We start from the raw sequence: 23,627 nt of genomic DNA, 5'->3' as shown, positions 1-23,627 counted from the left end.
GTAATTTGTGTCTATTTTATTAACAAAAACCCGTGATACAACAAGCAGCACAAGTATTCTTTAACTTTCAACCTTTAGTTACCAAAGATTTAACCAAAACTCTATTATCAAATGGCGATGTTAAAGAACTTTTTCGCCAACAACTTGAAAAAGCTATTAATCAAATCTTACAAGCTGAGTTAACTTCGTTACTCGGTTATGATCCTTATGAACGTAATGGTTTTAAGGCTAACAATTATCGGAATGGTCAATACTTTCGGTTAATTGATTCCGAATATGGTAAGTTGAAAATTGCTGTGCCGCGTGACCGACAAGGCAAGTTTCATAATCATTTACTTCCAGCTTATTCTCGTCGTCAAGATGCTTTAGAAACTACAATTATTCAACTTTACTCTAAAGGTGTTACCACTCGTGAAATCGCTGATTTGATTGAGAAAATGTATGGTTCTTATTATTCAGCTACAACTGTTTCTAACATTACTGCTCAAGTAACTGAGCAGATTGAAGCTTTTCATCAACGAACCATTAAAGCAAACTATGTTTGCTTATTCTTAGATGCAACTTATTTACCTTTGCGTCGTGACACAGTTCAAAGAGAAGCGGTTTATATTGCCTTAGGAATTACACCCACTGGAATTAAGGAAGTTCTTGATTATCGCATTGCACCCAGTGAAAATGCTGAAGTCTGGTCGGAAATGGCAGCAGATCTTAAGCAGCGAGGGCTTAAACAGGTTCAATTAATTATTGCGGACGGAATGGTCGGACTTCAACCAGCGCTGTTACATGCTTTTCCTAAAGCAAAATTTCAAAGATGTTTAGTTCATGTTATGCGTAATATTAGTACACATGTCCGTTTAAAAGACCGTGAGGTCATTTTAAATGATTTCAAACAGCTTCATTCGGTAACTAATAAAACTGAAGCTCATAAAATGCTTGCCGATTTTTATAGTACTTGGGAAAAGCAATACACAAATCTGATTAGTCACATTAGGTCAATTGAAAAGGAATTATTAGCTTTTTTGGCTTTTCCAGCCGCAATACGCCCAACCATTTATTCAACAAATATTATAGAATCGCTAAATAAAAAGATTAAACGCAAGACTAAAGCAAAAGAACAGTTTCCCAATGAAAAATCATTAGACAATTTCATTGGAGTGCAAGTAATTAGTTACAACGAAAAGAACTTTAATCGAATTCATCGTGGATTCGGACAAGTTAAGGATACATTAGAATCACTTTTCGACTGAAAAGATTTAATTTTATGGAGAAAGGGCAATCCCTTTTTACACAAACTTCTTGACACTCCCCTTTACCTTGACCTTGTTGTCCTCAGTAAGCATATAGCAGCCGTGCTATTTTACTCTTTAGCTGTCTGTTTTAATAATCTCGTCATTTTAAAAATTATTGACCTTGTTCCCACCATTATTTTTGGCTTGATACAAATACTGATCCACTCGCTGATAAAAAGTATTAAAATCATCACCCGTTCGGGAAATATCGCAGCCAAAAGAAGCCGTTAAATGCAACATGCCATTATCAATAGGGACAGCTAATTGACTTAAACTATACCGACATTTCTGTGCAAATTTTTGAGTTTCTGCAAGGTTCGTGTTAGTCAAAAAAATGCCGAATTCTTCTCCTCCCAAACGGTAAACATCAGCTTGAGAATCAAAATCATAAGTATTATTGATTAAATCCACCGCAACGAATTTCAGAACCTGATTGCCGCTCAAATGACCATATGTGTCGTTGATCAGTTTAAAATGATCGATATCTAACATAATAAACGCAATAGGTTTTTGCTGTTCGCCAGCCAATTGCAAGCTTTGTCCAAACTCCTTCACAAACGAACGATAATTTTTCTTGGCTGTCATTTCATCAAACATCGCAAATCGTTTATTTTCAATGACCTGATTTCTATAATGTGATTCAAAAACTATAATAACAAAAAGAAAGGAGGACAACGCAATATACAAGGTCAGCCCGTAGATAAATTTGGAAAAACTAACTGAAGCTGCTAATAACTCCAAGCTCCAAAAGAAGACACCGACACTTACTGAGCTTAGCCACATTAGAAAATAGCTTTTCTGGCGGTCCAAATATGTAATGACCACCATAAGCAATGAACTTGAACAAAAAATCACGGCCCACTGCCAATATTTCTCTCCAAACAATGCAAGTTCACCAAATAAAACAAACAGGACCGGTACTGTCAGCCGTCAGTAAACCTTTTTCTCCTTTGAATAAAACAAAAAGAAAAATAAAATCAACAGTTGCAAATTATCCTACTCTAAGATAGCAGGAATGTTAAGTCTGATAACTAAAAATGCCAAAAAAAAGACTAAAAAGTACAAAGTCGTATATACTTGCACAAAATCAATGTGAAATCTCCTGAACTTTTTCGGCCAAATAACTTCAGCAACCATATATTCTGAAACATGATAAGTTGCCAAAATACCAATCAAAAAAAACAAGCCCAAAATAAATTCAACTATACTTTTCACTACCACAGGTTTAGCTTTCTTACTATACAAGCGCCAAAGCAATTATACACAAAAAACATTTTTCAATTTCCCCTACTCTATAGTAATTCGCGGATGACCCCTGCCTTGCTTTTCTTCAAAACGCACTGCTCGTTGGGCCACAAAATTTAAAAAGTTTAGGGGCATACCATTTCCTTGTTCATATAAAATATCTGCTTGAGCAAGATCATCAATAGTATTCTCATTTTGTATCATAACTGCAACGATACTTACATACTGAGAAACATTTCGATTACACATAATTTGCACACCCAATAATTTTCGTGAAGGTATATCATAAGTTAAATGAACAACCACGCGTGAACTTATTTCTCCATATTCTTGAATCCACGGTCCTTCATAGGAGACTAAGTTAGCAGTAAATTCATTCTTCAAAGCGTTTTCAAGTGTCATTCCTGTTTGAGCAAACCATTTATCAAAGACACCTAAACCACTGGTTTTTTGCATAGGAACAAAACTTAATTTCTGTCCAAAAATATTATGCACAGCAACAAAAGCTTGCCGCAATGCTCTAGTAGCCAAACGAGTCCTTAACACTTTTTTCTCGTTTCCGAATTTGACCGAAACGCAGTCGCCGATCGCATAAACATCTGGAGCAGACGTTTCCAAATATTTATTCACACAAATTAACCCATCCAGACTTGTCTCCAATTCGTTTTGGACAAAAACTGTATTTGGTACAAACCCAAATGCTAGTATAGCTATATTGGTCGTAAGATTTTCTTGATCAGTCTTAATTACCAACTGACCGTCTTTTTGCTGCTGAAATTCTTCAACATTGATCTGAGTTCGAACTGAAATTCCGTTTTCTTTCATTTGTTCTTGTAACCACCCAGATACTTTTTCTCCCACGTAATGAATGGCTAGCGATTCATCTTTATCAAAAATTTGAACATCTTTATTTATCTTGCGCGCAGCCAATGCAAATTCAAGTCCTGCACGACCAGCTCCTATCACAGTTATTTTGTGATTGCTATTCATCTTCTCTTTTAAAACTTCAACTTGTCTATAACTCCGCGCCACCAAGACATTTTCATTTTCTACACCGGGAATAAGTGGTAACCTATTAGTTGCACCACTAGCAATGATCAATTTATCATAGCTGCGGACAAAAGTCTGACTAGTTTTTTTATTAACGATAGTCAGCTGATGAAACTTAGTATCTAGTCCAACCACGCTATGTGCCTGAAAAATTCTGACTCTTTGACTGTTTTTGACCATTTCTGTATCAAAATGCAGATCTGTCAAAAAATCAACGTCCCCCCTGATATAAGCAGAAATATCTTCTGCCGCGAATGAGGAGACTTTATTTCGATCATAAATTTCGACCTCATTATCTGGGTCACACCGCAAAATTTCATCAGCGGCCATCATCCCAGCATGTGATCCTCCGATAATAACAATTTTCATATGAGCCTCCTTATTGGTGATAACCATTTATAATTTATTGAATAATTTTTTAGTGGATTTATCCCTTAAAAAGATTATATAATGGTATTTTGTGATATTAATGCAAATTAGCACTAAAACTTTTAATTTGCTGACTTTTATTAAAGCTACGAAAATTTCAGGTGAAAGGAGATCGGGACATTATGTATCGTTACTTTATTCAACCAATTTTTAATAAGTACAAGGGCTCTCTAGTTGGCTACGAAATGCTGATCAGAGAATATGTTAACGGTCACTGGCAATTGCCTCAGTGTTTTTCGGCAATCCCTAAGCAAGTTCAATCAGAGCTGCTTGTCACTGTCGCACAGAAGCTTTCACGCAAAATTGGTTTTGTGTATTTTAACTTAACTTGGGAACAGTTTTTAGATAATGAATTTGCTCAAATTTGATAAAAACCCAAAAAGAGATCTCCCCAGTCACCTTGGCGATCGAAATAATAGAAGAACCGGTTCAAACAAACTATTCATTTGAACAGATCATCCAGCAGTTTAATTTTTACCGGCAGCATGGAGCCTTGATCACCCTGGATGATGTTGGTACAGGGATCAATACCCTAGAAAATATTCAGGGATTTTTACCTTACATTTTTGGATTAAAATTTCCCTTGCAAAACTTCCGCGCTGAAGGTCGGCAAGAACAAATAATTACAGAACTTGCCACTTGGAAAAAAATTGCAGATACTAATAATATTAGTTTAGTAGTCGAAGGCGTCGAAAATGAGGCTGACGATCAATTTCTAGATAATTTAGAAATTTCATATCGCCAAGGTTACCATTATGGAAAACCGCGGTTGTTTGAATAACAACGATTTCCCAAGTTTCTAATAATAAACATGCCATGTACATAATCGAGGATATTATACGCACAAATTTTCATAAATACAAGCATAATTTTTCGATAAAATTAACACATAAAAACTGCTCAAATTTCATACTTGAGCAGTTTTTATATTATTAAAAATTCAATAAAACTATAGTAAAACTGAGCTGATCAATTGTAATAAAAATAGCACTGAGAGCACAAGCATTGTTCGTGAAACACCGCTTTTCCGGCCAGCAGCAAACTTTGCAAAAGGATATGCAATAAATCCAAATGCCAGTCCACTTGAAATCGAGCCGGTTAATGGTATCAAAACAACAATCAAAAATGCTGGAAACCATTCCGAAAAATCAGTTAGGTCGATCTGCCCAATTTGCTCCATCATCAACGCCCCCGTAATTATGATCACTGGTGCGATCGCGGCATCAGGGACATAACTCAACAAGGGAATCAAAAATAACGAGATCAAAAACATGATCCCAGCAGTTAAAGAAGTGACCCCCGTTCTACCGCCGCTTTCGATGCCAGATGCACTTTCTGCAGCAGCAACTGTTGGGCTCGTACCCATAAAACTGGAACAAAAAGCTGCTATGGCACTAGCTTGATAAGCTCTTTGAAAATTAGGTGAATCTCCAAGCAATCCTTGCAACAACCCCATCGACTCGAAAACTAAGATCATCGTCATAGAGAAGACGGCTGCTAAAAATTTAACAGTGAATATTCCTCCAAAATCACCTTGAAACAAAAGTTTCCCGTATGAACCGAGTAACGATAAACTGGTATTGCTGCCTGATCTTGAATCCAAATGTACTAAAAATGCCAGTACACTTGTGACAACGATCCCGATCACAAAGCCCCCAGGTACTTTTCGCAGGTATAACATCAAAGTCAAGGCAAGACAAAATAGTGCTAATAAAACAGGCAGACTGCTTAAATCTCCTAATGCAAGTAATGATCGCTTCCCGCCAGAACGGATCAGTTGCGCCTTCTCCAAACCAAGAACGACTAGAAACATACCGATCCCCGCTGTGATCCCATGCTTTAAACTAGCAGGGATCGCACTTGCGAAAACCTTACTCAGCGGAGTAAAAGCAATAAGCAGATATACCAGACCACTAACGGCGCAAACTGCCAAAGCCTGTTGCCAAGTAAATCCCATAGACTGGACAAGAGTATAGGTGAAAAAAGCATTAACTCCCATTCCTGGCGTAATGATAATTGGTGCGTCTGCAATAAAATACATCAGCAAACATCCAAGTGCTGAAGAAAAAATTGTCGCAAAAACGCTTAAGGAAGCAGGGATCCCGGCGTCTTTCAAGATGAGAGGATTTACTACGATGATATAGGAGATCGCAAAAAAGCTCGTCACCCCTGCAATAAGTTCTGTTTGTAAATTGATGTTGCTATTAAAACTGTGTTGCTTTTTCATCCTAAACTACCAGACAAAGATCCCGACCATTGCAGCAGATAGCAATGAAACCAAAATACCGGAGATCAGCATATAACCAACATTAGCTGCGATCACATCATTCTTTTCTTTATCGACCAATCCTTTGAAGGCCCCGATGATCATACCAATTGTTGAGAAGTTGGCAAATGAGGTGACAAAGACAGTCAAGACAGCACGGTAATGGTCAGAAAAGGCTGCAGTAGCGATCGTCTTAGTAACCTTACCCATAACAACAAATTCGTTTGTAACTAATTTTTCACCCATATACTGTGCAAACTGGAAGGCATCGTTCACTGGTAGACCCATCAACCATGCAAATGGGAACATTACGATCCCTAAAATGTGTTCCAATGACAACCATGGTGTGATCCAGCCCAACACTTTATCGATCAAAGCGGCTAAAGCGACAAAGGCAATAACATTAGCAGCAATGATCAAAACCAAACGGCCAGCGCCAAGAATTGAGTCACCCAGAAATGAGAAGAATGGTTCTTTTTTACCGGATTCATCTGCTTCACCGACTTCAGCTGCAGCAGAACCACCCATCGTAGCGATCTGATCATCTTCTTTAGGTACAACAACTGGATTGAGCATCGAAGTAACGATCAAAGCATTGATCACATTGATCGGGATAGCTGTCAAAATAAATTCAGCTGGCATCATTTGCGTATAGGAACCCACGATCGAAGCCGTCACACAACTCATTGACATCATAGCGATCGTTAAGTTACGCTTGGCATTCATTTGTTTCAACTGTAGCGAAGAAACGGCTAATGCTTCTGTGTTCCCTAAGAACATCATTTCAATAGCAAAGAAGGATTCAAAACGAGGTTGTCCTGTTAATTTGGACAATCCACGACCCAACCACTTGATGATCCAAGGTAAAACGCCGATGTAAGTTAAAATGTCAAACAAAGGAACGATCATCAAAATTGGTAGTAAAACCTGGACAAACCAATCCATTTGTTTAACGTGGACCATACTTGGCAATGCAAAAGCAATACCAGTATATGCCACGTCGACCAACTCATTAAAACCAGCAGCCGCGACATCAACAATAGTTCTCCCGATAGAAAAACTCGTCAAGAACCATGCCAATACTAGGTTAAAGATAACCATGATAATAACTTCTTTCCAGTTGATCTGAGATTTGTCCTTGGAAAGAAGCCAACCAAGCAATAGAAAAATTGCTAAACCAATAATATTTATAGCTAAATACAAAAAAATCCCTCTTTCTTTACGAAGCATATGTGCCTAAGCCCGCCATCATCCCTGTTAAAATGGTTTCAGACTTTGCCAAAAAAATAAAAATAACTAATCCTTAGTATAACGAGTTGGCTAATTAATGTAAATAAAATCCGAACGTTTGTCATGTACTTTTCAGGTTTCTCTAATGTATACTATTAAAAATAGGTATAAGGGACTGTGTAATAAATGATCTTGGCGTATAATTATAATGTTTCATTAAAAAGACTTTTTAATGACCAATAATTAACTGGGAGAAGTGGGATAATGGAAAATAAAGCAATAGATGTCGGAGTGTTAGCTGGCAAGATCCTAGTTGAAGCTGGGTCTGAAATGTGGCGTGTCGAAGATACTACCAAGCGAATCGTCGACCATGCTTCAGAAAATAAAACCGAAGCCTTTACCAGCTTAACTGGTTTATTAGTCAACTTAAAGGACACTCCTTACACGCGTTTCATGCAAGTTGAAAAACGTGGGATCAATATGAATAATATTAATTCAGTCAATGCATTGTCCCGCCAATACACAGAAAATAAACTAACTTTAGATGAATTAGAAGAAAAATTACTCCAAATAAACGACTCAAAGCCGCAATACCCACTCTGGTTGCAAACGATCGGTGCCGGCTTTGAAGGTGCCTTTTTTATGTTCATTTTTACCCAGACTTATAATTGGGAAGATTTTCCACTCGCCTTTTTTGCAGGAGCATTAGGCTACTTAGTCACATATTATGTCGGTACCCGAGTTCGGATCCGCTTCATGAGCGAATTTCTGGGAGCACTCACGGTTGGCTTATGCGCTGTGATCGGGGTTCGTCTTCATCTCGGGATCAATGTGCAAAATATTATCATCGGTGCTGTCATGCCACCCTTACCGGGGATCCCAATAATTAATTCTATGCGTGATATTTTCGAGGGAAATTTACTGTCCGGGATCGAAAGATTAATGGAATCGCTGATCATTTTAAGTGCGATTGCTTTCGGTGTTGGACTAGTCTTACGTTATATGTAATAAAGGGGTAGCCTTATGACGTTTTATCATTTTTTTATCCAGGCAACTTTTAGCTACTTAGGAACATTTACATTTGGTCTGTTTATTAACTTGCCAAAAAAGGCATTAAATATCTCCAGTTTAATTGGTATGGTTGGCTGGATCTTATATTGGTTCATATTTAAATTCGGCTACGGTTCAATACTAGGCAACTATTTGGCGGCTTTGCTAGTGGGCTTGCTCGGGATCATCTTTTCTTTTAAAAAGGCCATGCCTTCAACGATGTTTAGCTCTGGACTAGTTCCTCTTGTTCCAGGAGCCAGCGGTTATCAAGCTTTATCAGCATTTATCAATGGGGAAACGGTCCTTGCTATCTCAAAAACGACCCATGTCGCAATGGTTGCCGGTGCGATCGCGCTAGGTTATGTCACTGCCCAAATGATCGTTGATCTAGTAAATAAAAAGAAAAAAAATAGTGTATCCTAAATTTGACTGTCAGCTCAGAAAGAAAGCGTTCACCGTGATGTGATGTTCAGCTATACTGAGTTTATATTTATCCAATATCTAAACGAAATTATTTAGGGGGAGATTTTTATGTCTGAACCAATGACCTGTCGCCAAACGCTTGCTGTAACTAGTCACAGGGTGTTAGCTGGCGATTTAAATGAACATGAAACGGTTTATGGCGGCCGTTTGTTAGAAATGCTGGACGGAACAGCTTCGATTTCAGCTTCCAGACTGGCAAAAAGTGTCAGTGTTACAGCCTCGATGGACCAAACAAACTTTATTGCTCCGTTCGGTTTACAAGATTCTTTCTGCATTGAAACATACGTTAGCGGTTGCGGCAAACGTTCGATCGAAGTCTTTGCAAAAATCATTGGAGAACATTTGCAAACTGGCGAACGTTATATTGGGCTCACATCATTTTTAACCTTTGTAGTGACCGATAAAAGTGTTTCCTTAAGAAAAATCATTCCAGAAACGGCAGAAGAAAAAATGATCAATGCTGGTTATGAAAAACGCCAAGAAAACAGAATAAGCAGTTTAAGAACACAAAAAGAATTTAATAGCTCACTCAGTTCGGATTATCCCTGGGACCTGAACTGAAAATCAGCACTTGATGAAAATACTTAAATACAAAACTACACCGAAACGAGATGATGACCTGACTCGTTTTGGTGTAGTTTTTGTTTGGGTGCGCACAAAAATGCAGACTTATTATATTTTGGAGTTCAGTACGCTCTGATTGGTTTTCTTTTTTAAGTTTTAGCTGTTATTTGTCTATTTTTTCTTCATAATTCTTTAAATTCCTGCTGATTCTCACTAAAAGAAACCTGGATCACTTTGCTTTTGTGCTGAGTAACTATATGCGCCGGTGAGCCAACGACTGTAGTTCTTGCTGGGACATTTTTTAAGACAACTGCCCCTGCGCCCACCTTACTCTCTTCTCCAATTACTATTGGTCCTAGGATCTGTGCATTTGCTCCGATAAAAGCACCTTGTTTAATATGCGGGTGACGTTTTTGTCCATCAGATTCATGTCTGGATCCCAAGGTAACGCCATGCAGGAGCGTAACATCATCTTCGATCACTGCAGTTTCACCGACCACTACTCCTACGCCATGGTCAATAAAAACTCTCTTTCCGATCTGAGCAGCTGGTGCGATCAAGATCCCTGTCTGACGTGCACCATGGCTACTGACCAAGCCCGCCAAAACGTACAGTTTATGTTTGCTCAAATAATGAGCTATCCGGTACCAAAAAAGTGCATGTAAACCAGGATAAGTCAGCAAGACCTCTAGCAAACTGTGTGCTGCTGGATCTCTTCTAAGAATTGAACGCGCCGTTTCTAACATGATCATGTCTCCCCTTCAAGTTAGCAAAGCCCTGTTCAAGGTCCCAAAGCAAATCCTTCTCATCTTCAACACCAACAGATAAGCGGATCAATTCATCTTTAATTCCATTTTTCAAACGAGTTTCTCGTGGAATAGCACCATGTGTCATCAAAGCCGGGATCTCGATCAACGACTCAAGCGCTCCTAAACTTTCTGCTAAAGTAATTAAATGTAATCCTTCGACAAATTTTTGAGGATCTAGGCCAGACTGTAATTCAAATGAGATCATGGCCCCAAAACCATTCATTTGTTTGCGTGCCACTTCATGATCCGGATTATTAGGATCACCCGGATAATAAATCTTGCTAACTAATGGTTGTTTTGACAGATATTCAAAAACCTTCTCAGTGTTTGCTAAATGAGCTCGCATTCGTAATCCTAAAGTCTTCATTCCCCGCTGTAACAGCCAGCTTTCTTGTGGCGCCAAAATGCTGCCGATCGAGTTTTGCAAATAGCCGACCTGATCAGCTAATTTTTGATCTTTCGTTACTATCAGTCCAGCAATAACATCGCTGTGTCCGCCCAAATATTTTGAAGCGCTGTGGATCACGATATCAATACCTTGCTCTAATGGACGCTGAATGTATGGAGAAGCAAATGTGTTATCAATAATACCCAAAACCCCATGAGCTTGAGAGATCCTGGCAAGCTCAGCAATATCAGTCACGTGCAATAAAGGATTGGTTGGTGTTTCCAAGTAAATAGCTTTAGTATTTTCTTGGATAGCATTTTCGACAGCAGTTAAATCACGAGTATCGACAACCGTAAAAGTCAGGCCCAGCCTCTTTAGCACAGTATCAAGTAGGCGGAATGTCCCACCGTACACATCATTTCCTACTACAAAATGGTCTCCTGCTGAAAACATTGAAAAGACTGTGTTGATTGCCGCTGAACCTGAAGAAAAAGCAAAACCAGCGACTCCCCCTTCCAAATCAGCAATTAACTTTTCAACGGCTTCTCGTGTCGGATTACCAGTACGTGAATACTCATACTCAGTCTCACCAATTTTCTTTTGATGGAATGTTGATGCCATATAAATTGGGATCGAAGTTGCTCCAGTATATTTATCTTCACTAACACCTGCATGTAATAATTTTGTTTCAAATTCCATGATCATCCTACCTCTTTTTCTTTAAACTATTTTTAAAATAATTTTTTAATCGTATATATTTTCACTCATATAGCGTTCGCTGCTATCAGGAAAGATAGTCACGATCGTACTATTTTCAGGTAAAGATTCGGCAACTTTTAGGCTTGCAGCAATTGCCGCTCCGCTTGAACTTCCAATAAAAAAGCCTTGTTCTTGGGCCATTCGTCTAACTTCAGCAAATGCATCTTCATCAGAAACAGTTATGGTCTGGTCGATCTGCAAGTCAGCAAAAAATGGAGGAACAAATTCGACTCCGATCCCTTCTATGCGGTGTGAGTGAGCAGGACCGCCATTTAAAATCGATCCTTCAGGTTCAACTACGATCGTCTTAGTATCAGCATCTTTTTCCTGCAAGTACTTTGCCACCCCAGCAAAGGTCCCTCCGCTGCCAGCACCAGCAACGAAAGCAGTGATCGGCTGTTTTAATTCGTAAACTATTTCTGGACCCAGAGTATGATAATAAGTTGCCGGATTAGCTGGATTTTCAAATTGCATCGGAACGTAGCTATTGGGCGTTTCTTGTGCAAGCTTTCGCGCTTTTCTTATCGCGCCCTTGATTCCGTCTTCACTTGGTGTATGAACAAGTTTAGCCCCCAAAGCTTTCATCAACTGCTGTTTTTCAAAACTAAATTTTTCTGGAATTACCAAGATCGTTTTCAAATGATACTGAGAAGCAGCCAAGGCAAGTCCGATCCCCGTATTACCAGCAGTGGGTTCGATAATAGTAGTTTTCTGATTAATTTTTCCCTTGTCGATACCATCTTGCAGCATATACTGTCCTAGGCGGTCTTTGACACTTCCGCCAGGATTAAACATTTCCAACTTAGCATAAATGTGACTATTTTTAGGCACATTTACTTGTAGATCGATCAGTGGTGTATTACCGATCAATTGTGAAACAGACTGAATAATCATAACTTTTACCTCCTCAAAATTAACACAGGGTGGAGCAATTCGGTTAGAAGCCGAGCATTAACTGACTTTGACAAGTCGTGCCTTTCGACTTGTTGACGAAGTTGGTTAAGTACAGGCTTCTGCATTGTGCAACCCGACTACAAAGTGCAGTGAGACATTCATGAGATGAGCATATCGGACTTAGACATTGCGTCATGTCTTTTGCGCTGTGCTTTCTAAGTTGGATAAACAAAAATTTCTTGTCTCACGATGCTCAACTATGGTAACCGGCCTTGCAAGTATGGCAACAACTCACTTACGCAGCGAAACTTAAATATTAAAAAATCAATTTTCGGCTACAAAAAAAGGACGCCAGATCCTGAATAAACAGAATTCTTGCGTCCTTAGTTCAACTCCAACCCATGTGGACATTGAACACTTTAAGGTCATTATTCCTCAAAAAATGTTAATGCAAACAGGTCGAACATCGCCAAAAACGCTCTGTCCGACAACAACAAGTATTTGCATTAAGCATAAATTGCATCATAGTGACACCTCCGAATTGATTGACTCAAATATACAGAATAAAAAGTTCAATGTCAACGATTTGTTTTGTAGCAGGTTACCAACTTGCTTTTTTTACACCTGGTATTTTTCCTTGATGAGCCAAGTCACGAAACCTTAAACGTGACATTCCAAATTTCCGCAAGTAGCCGCGTGAGCGACCATCGATCATATCACGATTTCTTGCTCTAGTGGGGCTTGAATCTCGTGGCAGCTTAGCTAAAGCTTGATAATTTCCAGCTTTTTTTAGTTCTTGTCTCAATGAAGCATATTTTTTAATTAACTCTGCTTGCTTTTTTGCCTTGGCTATTTTTGACTTTCTCGCCAAAAAAATTCCTACTTTATCTCCTATTCAGCTTTTGATTTACTTTATCTCTCACTTATTTTTCTTGATCTAAAATCTTCAACAAACTGTTATATTGTCCTGACATCCATTGTTTATAATTTTTTCCAGCAGGCAAAGTTTCAGTCACCTTAAGAACAGGTACGTCATTTTCCTTAGCTAAAGAAACAAAATTATTCACAGTCTTGTCACTAACTTGTGAGTTATACACAAAAAATGCGATCTTATGCTCTTTGATGTTCTTTTGCATGTCGCTAATTGTCTGGGGAGAAGGATCTGTACCTTTTTCAACAGAATTTTCAAATTTCTGATCACCAACTTTAAAGCCCATTGAGTTTATCGCATAGTCAAAAACCGGCTCAGACACATAAACATTTTTATTTTCTGTCTTAGCAGCAACTTTCTTCAAGTTTGCTATTTTATTATCCACAGATTGTAACGAACTAATATACTTTTGTGCATTTTTTTGGAAATACTTCTTGTTCTTTGGCTGCTTTTCTCCCAATTCTTTGGCAATTCTATTAGCTAACTTCGGCATAGTATTCGGGTCATACCACAAATGAGGATTATCACCAGTCTTTTTATTCATTACGTTTTCGCCAACTTTAAGGTATGTGGCCTTACTATCATTATTCTTAACGAGATTATTCATCCAGCTATCATAGCCGATACCATTGGCGATCACTATTTGTGAACCAGCAACTTCCTTAGCTATTTTAGGAGTTGGATCATAGTCGTGGGGATCGACGTTAGGTTTGTTGATCACCGATGTTACTTCTCCTTTCTTTCCAACTACCGCCTTAGCAACTTCACCGTAAAAATCAGTGGTTGCTGTGATTTTGATCTTGCCTGAATCTTTCTTAGCAGAATTACTAGAACAACCAGCCCCCACAAACACCAGTATGACTAGTAAAAATGCAAGTCCCCAATTTCTGATCTGTTTGAATTTACTCAATTTCTCCATCTCCTAGTTAAATAGTAATTATTACTCTTTAAAGATAATATCATATGCTTTTAATTAATACAAATCAGTTTGGATAAAAACATTTCTTTTTTTCGCAAATTATTTTATCCAGATAGCTCAAAAAACTAGAACAAGCTAAAATACAGCTTAGAAATTAACATCACATTTCTAAGCTGCATTTTAATTTATCTTATTTGTTGGCTATTTCGAAAAAATCGGGGTCAATTTAGTTTCTAATACATCCACTAGGCCTAAATCACTATATTTAAACTCAGGCATCACCGTTAAGCCCAATGTCACGATACGTAATAGGGGCTTCAAAGTATCCAAACCAATACTTTTTACCGTCTCTTCCATCACTTTACCCTTTTTGGCTGTTTCAAAACAATCTTCATTACTCATTAATCCAAATACCGGCAATTCTAATGTCTGGAGCAGCTTATCTTCACTTGAACAACTAATCCCGCCGCCGCATTGACAAGGGCCTCATACACTCTTTGTGCTGCTTTAGGATAACGATAGACGATCATCATATTATGGTGATCATGTGCGATCGTACTTCCTATTGCTCCATTTACCTCTCCAAAATGGCGAATCAACCCCACTGATTTGTTTGCTTTTCCATACCGATTAACAGTGATAACATAAGCCAAGTCGGGATCATCACCAATATCTACAATACCATCTTTTACCTCATGCTCTTCCACTTGTAAACGTGTCATGGAATCATTATAGTCAACGTAGACTGGAACATTGACTTTAACTTTACCATTTTGCTGTCCATTAGGAGCCCTTAATTGAAAATCTTTTAAATCTAGAGGTAAAACGTTCACTGTATTTCTTTTTTCAATTTCAAACTCTTTCGGTTCGATCTGTACGACCATTTTCCCATTTTTTGCAACTAGTTTTCCTTCGAAATAGACTTGCTCCGGCTCAAAATTTTGCAGATCACGAACTAACAAGAAATCCGCTACATATCCGGGAGCAATTGCACCTAAATTAGTAACACCGACTTCTTGAGCTGCATGCAAGGAACTTGCCCGAATGGCTTCGGTCGCAGGCATCCCATTTTGAATAATTCGTTTAACCACATGATCCATATGCCCATCTTTTAATAGATCAGCAGCTTCCCGGTCATCTGTACATAGTGCCAAACGATCACGCCATGGTAGATCTTTGATCCCGTCCCAAATGGCATCAATATTTTTGGCCATGGACGATTCTCTAGCATCTAAATACATACCAGTACACGCGTGGTGCTAGTTTGTAATAGTACAAAAAAATTAACAAAAAAGTCCAACACAGTTAGACTCATAAGTGACTAAACTTAAAAGGAGTCCTAACGATGTTGAACCATCCTAAGTTTAAACAAATTCGTCACGAATTACAAGGTAACTATCATTATTTTTATCAGCTGTGCCAGTCGCTTTACCAGCGCTATTGCCCACGTTGTGTGACGCAACGGCGTAATGTGGCGCACGTTAAAATCGATGACTGTCGATTGTTGGCGCTACTGTGTTTACAAACAACGCTTGGTATCCAATCACAACGCCGTTTTTGGCGCTTGATGACCGCCTTTATGCCGCAAAAAATCACCATTAGTCGGTCACGGTTCAACCGTCGCGCACTACAATTATTACCCGTGGTCAATGCGATCCGTACTGGTTTGACGCGTGAAGCAGCCCAACCTGGACAGATCGCAATCATTGATAGTTTGCCGAATCCATTGTGTGAACCAGTACGTAAATTTAGAGCACGTATTTTTGCTGGGCAAGCTAATATTGGCTACAATGCCACTAAGCAAATGTCGTTCTATGGGTTTAAAACCCACATGCTAGTAACCACTGATGGCTACATTCTGAATTATGTGGTGACTGCCGCTTCGGTCCATGATACAAAAGTTGCCGTTAGCTTGATTGATGATTGTCCTTGTCCAATTGTTTTGGCCGATGTCGGTTATGTAGGCAAGCGACTTGGCGCTGAATTTAAGCAATTAGGCTACACGTTATGGACACCATACCGTTCGAATATGAAGGGGGCCAAGGAACATAATAAGCGCGCGCTCAAGGCGTTACGTCGCACAATTGAATCGCGTTTTTCTACCTTAGTTAGTGATTTTGGAATTGAAACTAACTTAACGCGGAGTGCCTTTGGCTTTCAACTAAAAATTGAACTGGCAATTTTAGTCTATAATTTAGGATTTTTTAATTTTGTGACGAACTAGCACCACGCGTGTATTAATTCTAATTAAAACACGTTGCCTTGCAATAAGCAACTTTATACCTGGCATATGATAAGTGCCCACAACCACAGACTTATTTACCAGACCAGACTGCCAGATCATGCTCAATTCCTCTTTGCTTTGCCAATAACCGGTAATCTTCTTCCTTAGTTTTGACATTTCTTTGCTGCCGCGTGTATTCTTCCACGTTATCTAACAATTCCATAAATTGTGCAGTCTGTAAGACATACTTTTGGGCTTGACTTTCGTCATCAAAAACCCGCATGACAGTCAACGTTTGAGGATCTGTATATAAACGATAACCTGCTAAATGACCGATCTCAGCATAATTGCTCATCGTGACGCCTCCCCTGATTTAAAAAATACCGCAAGTCACTGACTAACGGTACTTAAAATGTAAATTATTTTTTGACTGCATTCACAATATATTTAGCACTTTGTCCTTGGGCAACTAAACTGACATTTTGCGCTACTATTTGCGCCATAGCATCTCTGGCTTCGACCGTGGCGTTACCAACATGCGGTGTCAAAATTACGTTAGACAGGTGTTTTAATTCATCGCTAACTGCAGGTTCTTTTTCATAGACATCTAAAGCAGCTCCGGCAATTTCTTTTTCGGCCAACATTTCAGGTAATAATTTTTCATCAATGACTTGCCCACGAGCAGCATTTACCAAAACGGCAGAATTCTTCATCAATTTGAATTCACGCTCACCTAAGTAATGGAAAGTGTCCTTGGTTGCTGGGATATGCAGCGTGACAATGTCAGCTGACTTTAAAAGCTCATCTTTAGAGACATATTTTGCGCCCAGCTCAGTTTCCACATCAACTGGAGCCTGCTTGCGTTGTGTGTACAAGATCTGAATATCAAATGCGTGCAGTCTTCGAGCTACTTCCCTGCCAATTTGGCCTAAACCGATAATACCTACAGTTTTACCAGCAAGCTGGTGTCCCAAGAAAAATAACGGGGCCCAGCCGTTGAATCCTGTCGTTCTCATCAATGAGTCGCCTTCAACGACCCGATGTTTTAAGGCTAGTATCAAAGCAACCGTAACTTCTGCGGTCGAAACTGCTGAAACATAAGGCGTATTGGTGACTGGTATTTCCTTGGCAGCGGCATATTCAAGGTCGATATTGTTAGTACCCGCTCCAAAATTAGCGATCAGTTTAAGTTCAGGTGCTGCATCGATCACCTCTTTGTCGACTTGAGTCGATAAAGGTGTGATCAAATATTTAACATCACTAACTTTATCCATTAAAGTTTTTTTATCGATCAGTTCTTCCCCTTGGTACATTTCAAATGTTAGTCCGCTTTTTTTCAAGATCTGTAATGCTTCTTCTGGTATCTTATCAGCTATAAAAACATCCATTTTATCCACCCCTTATAGTCTAATTTAAACCAAAAACGTAAGCGGTTCAATTTAAATCACAAACAAATAGTCACACTCCTATTAAATATTACATTTCAGTCAAACAACTATAGAAAGCCATTCCTCTTTTAGCCACCAAAAAAGCCACCTGCTCTCACAATGAACAGATGGCCTCTCATTTTAATTTTTAGATTCCCATTAAATGGGCAAAAACTGGCACAACCAAGTTATCGACTAAACCGATCACAACTACTGCAACTGCAGCCATTGCACCTTCAACTGAGCCCATTTCCAAAGCAAAAGCTGAACCGATCGTATGTCCGGCAGTCCCGAGGCCCAGGCCGGCCCCAACTGGATCTTCCTTTAACTTGAACCACTTGACTAACTTATTACCCAACGCATAAATGATCACAGCATTTAAAATACATGCCATCGCTGTAACCGATGCGTTCCCACCAATCGCACTTGTTAAGGGCAAGGCGATTGCAGTTGTAGCTGATTGGCTGAGCATTGAAGCAACACCGATCTCATCTAAACCAAATGATTTAGCAACGATCGTAATAGCGAACAATGAAACGATAGTTCCGATCACCAGACTGGACAAAATGATCCCCCAGTTTTTTTTCACAACATCATTGCGTTTATATAAAGGCACTGCAAAAGCAATTGTAGCTGGTGTTAAGAACCAAAAGATAATGTCTCCGCCTGGCTTATAGGTTTTCGCATAAACCTGGGCTGTACTAACGTCAAAAGACTTACCCAAAACAACAAGGATAGCGATCCCTAGGACCATGGCAACAAACAGCGGTTGGAATAAGAAAAAGCCGTTTGACTTCTTAAAAAACCATTGTCCTATCATAAATACAGCTAAGGATAAGAAAACACCAAAAAGCGGATTTGATAGATAACTCATTGTTTTTCCCCTCCTACTGCACTTTGTGAAACCTGCCGTGCTGCGCTTGATTTATGTTCACTAACTTTTTGTTTGGCCCAACCAAGTGCCCGTGCTGTATAAGCCGTCACTACCAACAAAATGATCGTTGATAATAAGATAACTAATACTAACTGCACACCTTGAGACTTCATAATATCCAAGTTAGCGGCTAATGAAATACCAGAAGGAACAAATAAGAAGCCGATCATTGAGATCATTGCGCTGCCAAATGAATCTACCCATTCTATTTTGATAATATGTGCTGTCAGCAACGTGTACAGCAATACTAGTCCGATAACTGGTGTTGGCAATGGAAATGAGGCCGGCATCACAGATGAGATCATCTGTGATACAAATAAGATTGCTGCATAGATCATCATTTGAAATAAAACTGGTGCTGATTTTGTTTCTTGTTCTTTCTTCATGGTTTTCATGTCCTTTCATATAAGATCTCTCTTGTCTACATGCTCTATCTTAGACTCAAACAAATTTTAAAAAGGATTTTTAGGCCGAAATGCAAAAAACGAGGTTTAAAATGCAAGAACGTTCATTTAAACGCCCCAGCAAATTTGCCTCGTTACTAAAACATCCTCTTACATTCCTAAGCGTTGTCCCAGCTCCTTTTGATAGGAACGGCCAACTTGGACTTTATCAGCGTTATTCATGATCAGTAATGCGGTATGATTGAACCAGGGCTGAACCTCCTTAATTTTCTCGATATTGACCAAACTATTTCTGTGCACTTGCATAAATTTAGGATCAGTCATTTTGTCCTTCAACCACGAGAGCGTTTTCTTAGTAGTATATTTGTTAGTATCAGTTTTAATAGTTAGCATTCCCCCACTGACCGTAGCAGACACAAGGTCTTCCTTTTTGATCACAACATTTCTATCAGCGAGCTCAATACTAAGCATATCATTGACCTGCTTGTTTTTCTTATTATCACCTGATTCAGCATGAACTTCTTGAACGTGAAGTGTTTTCAATGCCTTACTTAAAGCTTGATCTATCCGCTCTTGCTCAAAAGGTTTTAAAACATAATCCAGTGCATCAACATTGAAAGCTCGAACAGCATAATTATCATATGCCGTAGCAAAGATTATTAGTGGAGAATATGATAACTGCTTCAGTTCATCAGCTAATTCAAAGCCATTTTCCTCATTCAAAGAAATATCCAAAAAAATCAAGTCAATATGTTCTTTCAATAAAGATCCCTGAGCTTCTTTAACATCTTCTGCCTGAAAAATATCATATGATACATCGGTCAGTGTAGGACTCCGCTTGATCAAGTATTCTAATTCTCCCCGTGCCAAGGGCTCATCATCAACCAATAAAATCTTCATTATTCATTCGCCCCTTCCTGAAAATTTAGTGGAATAACCGTTTTAAAAATAGTCCCCTCAGAACCTGTTTTGATCTGTAATTTACTTTTAGTGCCGTATAAGCCTTGGAGACGTTGATTTAAGTTAAATAAAGCTGTCCCGCTGCCTTTGGATTCTGTGATCGGTTTTTCACCGACCATTTCTAACACTTTAGAATCAACACCATTGCCATTGTCTTGAGCAATGATCTCAAAATAATTATCATCTACCTGCTGAATTTGCAGTGTGATCTTATTATCCCTTTTCTTATTGCCAAATGCATGCCGCACTGCATTTTCGACAAATATTTGCAGACAAAATGATGGCAATAAAATATTATTCGATACCGAGACATCGTAAACCAGCTCAAACTTATTTGGAAAACGCATTTTTTCAATACTCATATATGCATCCACGTGTTTCTTTTCTTGCTCTAAGGTAATTTCTTTTTCCTGTCCATTTTGCAAACTCGAACGGAAAAAAGCACTAAGCTGCATTAATGCTTCGTGGGCCTTATCAACATCAACTCGCATTAATGCACCAATGGTATTGATAGCATTAAAGAAAAAGTGGGGATTGATTTGGACTTGCAAGGCTTTGATCTCAGCTTCGTTCAACAAACTTGTTTGTTCTTCGGCGATCCCAATTGCCAATTGCCCAGAAAAAATCAGAGCTAAACCATTGACCAAATTCTCTTCAACCACTGTCATTTTACTCCGCTCCTTGAAATAAAACTTCAAAGCTCCGACAGTCTTTTCATTTACTCGTAAGGGCAAAACGATTGCAGCTTTTAATGGACAACCCGCAACTGGACAACCAATTTCTTTTTGGCTAAATGCGAGCTTCTCTTCTCCTTTAGCAATTACACTTTTGGAGAGATCAGTCAGTACTGGTTCTCCGGCAATATGATGATCTGAGCCAGCCCCGACATGGGCCAAGACATTCTCAGTATCTGTCAGTCCGACTGCATCAAAATTTGTGTAAGCCTTGATTATCTGACAAACATGCAAGGCCGAATCAAAATTTAAGCCATTCCGGAAATAGGGCAATGTTTTATTCGTTAATTCCAGTACATCCTTGGTTTGAACAGCTCGCAACTGTCTTTCGTTAGATAAATATGTTTTCAATATTTCCATAAATAAACAGGCACCGATCGTATTTAATAAGACCATCGGAACAAAAATCAGTTTAACCAGCCCAAGTCCATGAAATGCAAAAATAAAAAGCATTTGGATGAGTTCAGCTGAAAATGACAATACCACCACCCAAGGCGTTGAAGGATATAGCTTATCTTCCTTGACTTTATCTCCTAAAACACCGATCAAAAAACCAATCAACATTGAACTAATAATGTAGAAGTAGTCTGAAAAACCACCGAAAATGACCCGATGCAAACCACCAACTAAACCAACCAATAAGCCAACATAGGGCCCCCCAGTCAAGCTGGCTGAAGTAATCACTAACATCCGCGTATTAGCGATCGAATCAGATTGTGGTAAGCCGGTAATGATCAACGGCGTGACGACTTCTTTCGAATTAGTGATCTCGACACCTGTCAAATTAGCTATCACAACGAATAACGAAAAAATAACAGTCAACCATAGTTGTGTTTTTAAAGTTCTTTTTTCTAATAATCCCCTGAAAAAACGGGTATTTACTAACAGAAATGCCAACACCATGATGATGCCTAGCCTTTCTGCCAGCAATATCAGCAGGTTAAACATTTTCTTACCTCCAAGTACTATACTTTTCCAATTATATTATCGCATTAATACTTTTGAAAGCATCGTTAACACAGCTCAATTGCAAAATTTGCCAGCCTAACAACAAAAATTACCTAGTAAAAAAATAAACGCCCCCTTTTCTCATATAATGAAAAGAGACCGTTTATCTTATTGATCAAAAGTATTACTTATTGTTCTTCTTCAACTTGATTCTTGATGCTGGTATTATTCAAGAAAATATTTAAAATAACTGCCGTAAAACTACCAACAACCATCCCATTACCAAGGATCGTTTGTAATTCGGCCGGTAAAAATTGGAACAAAGCAGGTTGGGTCGTAACACCCAGTCCCAATCCAATCGAAACCGCCATGATCAGCAGGTTTTTATTATTCATTTCAATAGCAGCTAACATCTTGATCCCCTGAGCACCAACCATGCCAAACATTACTAACATTGCCCCGCCTAAAACGGAACTGGGGATCAAAGTGGCGATCGCACCAAACTTGGGGATCAATCCCAAAACTAACAAGAGTCCAGCTGAATAATAAACGGGACGTAATTTCTTGATACCAGAAAGTTGTACGATCCCCACGTTTTGAGAAAAAGTCGAATACGGGAAGGTATTAAAAATTCCGCCTAAAATTGCTGCTAAGCCCTCAGAACGATACCCACGCTTCATATCATCTGTGCTTAACTTTTGACCGGTGACATCAGCCAAAGCATAATAAACTCCCGTCGATTCGATCATACAAGTTAAAGCTGCTAATATCATTGTAGCGATCGAAGACCACTCAAATTTTGGAATGCCAAAATAAAAGGGGATCGGCAATTGGAACCAGTTGGCAGCACTAACTGGTGCAAAACCAACTGTGCCTAAAACAATAGCCAGTATCGTCCCTGCCAAGATGCCGACTAAAATTGAAATTTGTTTGAAAAAACCGCGGCCCCAAATATTGATCACAATAATAATCAAAGCAGTCGTAAAACCTAGGACCAAATTCACTGGAGCACCAAAGCTTTTAGCTGAAGCGTTGCCCCCTCCCAAATTTTGAAAAGCAACAGGGATCAATGTGAAACCGATCAATGTGATCAAAGAACCTGTAACTACCGGCGGAAAAAAGCGCCGTAATTTTGCAAATGGACCAGAGATCAACATTATAAAAATACCAGCAGCAATAATACCGCCATACATGTATGACCAGCCAAAATTATTACCAATATTTTGCAAAGGAGCTACATACTCGACCGCACAGCCTAACACAACAGGCATTGCTATCCCAGTCCAAGGGTCCTCTTCAACTGTAATAATGTTGCGATACCGCACATGAAAATGTCCATCGAGACCAAATATGTCATCTGTTGTGTACTAAAATGTAGTGCCCCACCGACCAACAATGGGACCAAAATATCTCCTGAGTACATTGCCAGCAAATGTTGCAGCCCCAAAATCAAATTCTTGGTGATCGATTTATCTGTATTTTCCACGCTTCCGTCTCCTTGTTCGATATTTACTAATTGATGTATAAATTTTATCACTACACAGCACAATTAACAACGCAAATCTGAAGTTTAAACAGTAATTTCTTTTTAATGTACGCTTTTTGTTGAAAGGGTTTTATTAAACATTGCGACCAACTACGTTTATAATATAATGTGAAAGATTTCACTGTGTCACAATTACAGAAAAGA

22 protein-coding genes and 2 pseudogenes are annotated in these 23,627 nt (G+C 38.9%); 7 read left to right on the top strand and 17 right to left on the bottom strand.

Annotated features, from left to right (window positions below):
• Positions 1-35 precede the first annotated feature (35 nt).
• On the top strand, positions 36-1,247 hold the full coding sequence (locus BQ5903_RS00710; RefSeq protein WP_079579637.1) for an IS256 family transposase: 1,212 nt from the start codon (positions 36-38) through the stop codon (positions 1,245-1,247).
• A 147-nt stretch (positions 1,248-1,394) separates the two neighbouring features.
• Here BQ5903_RS00710 and BQ5903_RS00705 read toward each other — a convergent pair whose 3' ends face one another.
• Both BQ5903_RS00705 and BQ5903_RS00700 read right to left on the bottom strand, forming a co-directional pair.
• Complete coding sequence (locus BQ5903_RS00705; protein WP_231920882.1) at positions 1,395-2,117, bottom strand: GGDEF domain-containing protein; 723 nt, start codon at positions 2,115-2,117, stop codon at positions 1,395-1,397.
• Between the two features lie 459 nt (positions 2,118-2,576).
• Entirely contained in the window at positions 2,577-3,953 is a 1,377-nt protein-coding gene (locus tag BQ5903_RS00700) for an FAD-dependent oxidoreductase (protein ID WP_172823813.1), read from the bottom strand.
• Between the two features lie 182 nt (positions 3,954-4,135).
• Between BQ5903_RS00700 and BQ5903_RS00695 the strand changes: the two genes are divergently transcribed.
• Positions 4,136-4,381 carry a hypothetical protein gene (locus BQ5903_RS00695; RefSeq protein WP_079578391.1) on the top strand — a complete coding sequence of 82 codons (246 nt, stop codon included), beginning with the start codon at positions 4,136-4,138 and terminating at the stop codon, positions 4,379-4,381.
• Positions 4,382-4,413: 32 nt separating this feature from the next.
• Positions 4,414-4,794, top strand: coding sequence for an EAL domain-containing protein (locus BQ5903_RS00690; protein ID WP_231920881.1), 381 nt, complete (start codon positions 4,414-4,416; stop codon positions 4,792-4,794).
• Positions 4,795-4,962: 168 nt separating this feature from the next.
• Here the strand turns inward: BQ5903_RS00690 and BQ5903_RS00685 are convergent, their stop codons facing one another.
• Positions 4,963-6,240, bottom strand: a complete 1,278-nt coding sequence (locus BQ5903_RS00685; RefSeq protein ID WP_079578386.1) for an NCS2 family permease — start codon at positions 6,238-6,240, stop codon at positions 4,963-4,965.
• A gap of 6 nt (positions 6,241-6,246) precedes the next feature.
• Entirely contained in the window at positions 6,247-7,482 is a 1,236-nt protein-coding gene (locus BQ5903_RS00680; RefSeq protein ID WP_079578384.1) for a NupC/NupG family nucleoside CNT transporter, read from the bottom strand.
• Between the two features lie 291 nt (positions 7,483-7,773).
• On the opposite strand from BQ5903_RS00680, the gene BQ5903_RS00675 reads away from it, so the two are divergent.
• The 3 genes from BQ5903_RS00675 to BQ5903_RS00665 all read left to right on the top strand — a co-directional run bounded on the left by BQ5903_RS00675 (position 7,774) and on the right by BQ5903_RS00665 (position 9,603).
• Entirely contained in the window at positions 7,774-8,517 is a 744-nt protein-coding gene (locus BQ5903_RS00675; RefSeq protein WP_010495400.1) for a threonine/serine exporter family protein, read from the top strand.
• A gap of 15 nt (positions 8,518-8,532) precedes the next feature.
• Complete coding sequence (locus BQ5903_RS00670) at positions 8,533-8,982, top strand: threonine/serine exporter family protein (RefSeq protein ID WP_079578381.1); 450 nt, start codon at positions 8,533-8,535, stop codon at positions 8,980-8,982.
• Between the two features lie 108 nt (positions 8,983-9,090).
• Complete coding sequence (locus BQ5903_RS00665) at positions 9,091-9,603, top strand: acyl-CoA thioesterase (RefSeq protein ID WP_079578379.1); 513 nt, start codon at positions 9,091-9,093, stop codon at positions 9,601-9,603.
• 185 nt (positions 9,604-9,788) lie between these two features.
• Here BQ5903_RS00665 and epsC read toward each other — a convergent pair whose 3' ends face one another.
• The 6 genes and pseudogenes from epsC to BQ5903_RS00630 all read right to left on the bottom strand — a co-directional run bounded on the left by epsC (position 9,789) and on the right by BQ5903_RS00630 (position 15,520).
• On the bottom strand, positions 9,789-10,352 hold the full coding sequence (gene epsC, locus BQ5903_RS00660; protein ID WP_010495407.1) for a serine O-acetyltransferase EpsC: 564 nt from the start codon (positions 10,350-10,352) through the stop codon (positions 9,789-9,791).
• Entirely contained in the window at positions 10,324-11,502 is a 1,179-nt protein-coding gene (locus BQ5903_RS00655; protein ID WP_010495408.1) for a trans-sulfuration enzyme family protein, read from the bottom strand. The genes epsC and BQ5903_RS00655 overlap by 29 nt, the downstream gene beginning before the upstream one ends.
• Before the next feature lie 45 nt (positions 11,503-11,547).
• On the bottom strand, positions 11,548-12,456 hold the full coding sequence (locus BQ5903_RS00650; protein WP_010495410.1) for a PLP-dependent cysteine synthase family protein: 909 nt from the start codon (positions 12,454-12,456) through the stop codon (positions 11,548-11,550).
• Between the two features lie 601 nt (positions 12,457-13,057).
• Entirely contained in the window at positions 13,058-13,327 is a 270-nt protein-coding gene (gene rpsN, locus BQ5903_RS00645) for a 30S ribosomal protein S14 (protein WP_056972047.1), read from the bottom strand.
• 52 nt (positions 13,328-13,379) lie between these two features.
• On the bottom strand, positions 13,380-14,306 hold the full coding sequence (locus tag BQ5903_RS00640; RefSeq protein ID WP_035630963.1) for a metal ABC transporter solute-binding protein: 927 nt from the start codon (positions 14,304-14,306) through the stop codon (positions 13,380-13,382).
• 201 nt (positions 14,307-14,507) lie between these two features.
• Positions 14,508-15,520: pseudogene (locus tag BQ5903_RS00630) on the bottom strand (adenine deaminase C-terminal domain-containing protein).
• Positions 15,521-15,651: 131 nt separating this feature from the next.
• Between BQ5903_RS00630 and BQ5903_RS00625 the strand changes: the two are divergent.
• Complete coding sequence (locus BQ5903_RS00625) at positions 15,652-16,530, top strand: IS982-like element ISLpl4 family transposase (protein WP_003561820.1); 879 nt, start codon at positions 15,652-15,654, stop codon at positions 16,528-16,530.
• 91 nt (positions 16,531-16,621) lie between these two features.
• On the opposite strand, the gene BQ5903_RS00620 is transcribed toward BQ5903_RS00625, so the two are convergent.
• From BQ5903_RS00620 to BQ5903_RS00590, 7 genes and pseudogenes are all read right to left on the bottom strand, one after another.
• A complete protein-coding gene (locus BQ5903_RS00620) occupies positions 16,622-16,885 on the bottom strand; it encodes a hypothetical protein (protein WP_010495422.1) in 264 nt (87 codons plus the stop codon).
• A 64-nt stretch (positions 16,886-16,949) separates the two neighbouring features.
• The gene (locus BQ5903_RS00615; protein ID WP_010495423.1) at positions 16,950-17,918 is read right to left on the bottom strand and encodes an NAD(P)-dependent oxidoreductase; all 969 of its coding nucleotides are present in this window, start codon (positions 17,916-17,918) and stop codon (positions 16,950-16,952) included.
• A 187-nt stretch (positions 17,919-18,105) separates the two neighbouring features.
• Positions 18,106-18,831, bottom strand: a complete 726-nt coding sequence (gene lrgB / locus BQ5903_RS00610) for an antiholin-like protein LrgB (protein WP_010495424.1) — start codon at positions 18,829-18,831, stop codon at positions 18,106-18,108.
• A complete protein-coding gene (locus tag BQ5903_RS00605) occupies positions 18,828-19,286 on the bottom strand; it encodes a CidA/LrgA family protein (RefSeq protein WP_035630965.1) in 459 nt (152 codons plus the stop codon). The genes lrgB and BQ5903_RS00605 overlap by 4 nt, the downstream gene beginning before the upstream one ends.
• 159 nt (positions 19,287-19,445) lie before the next feature.
• Positions 19,446-20,195, bottom strand: coding sequence for a LytTR family transcriptional regulator DNA-binding domain-containing protein (locus tag BQ5903_RS00600; protein WP_010495426.1), 750 nt, complete (start codon positions 20,193-20,195; stop codon positions 19,446-19,448).
• Positions 20,195-21,937 (bottom strand): LytS/YhcK type 5TM receptor domain-containing protein, encoded by a 1,743-nt coding sequence (locus BQ5903_RS00595; protein WP_056988164.1) that lies wholly within the window; start codon positions 21,935-21,937, stop codon positions 20,195-20,197. The genes BQ5903_RS00600 and BQ5903_RS00595 overlap by 1 nt, the downstream gene beginning before the upstream one ends.
• 188 nt (positions 21,938-22,125) lie before the next feature.
• Positions 22,126-23,423, bottom strand: a pseudogene (locus tag BQ5903_RS00590) (nucleobase:cation symporter-2 family protein).
• Positions 23,424-23,627: the final 204 nt, after the last annotated feature.

The sequence above is a fragment of the Ligilactobacillus acidipiscis genome (assembly GCF_900116935.1).
Lineage (GTDB): Bacteria > Bacillota > Bacilli > Lactobacillales > Lactobacillaceae > Ligilactobacillus > Ligilactobacillus acidipiscis.
Note: the sequence above shows the minus strand (reverse complement) of the source record. Positions and strands in the feature narration are given on the sequence as shown.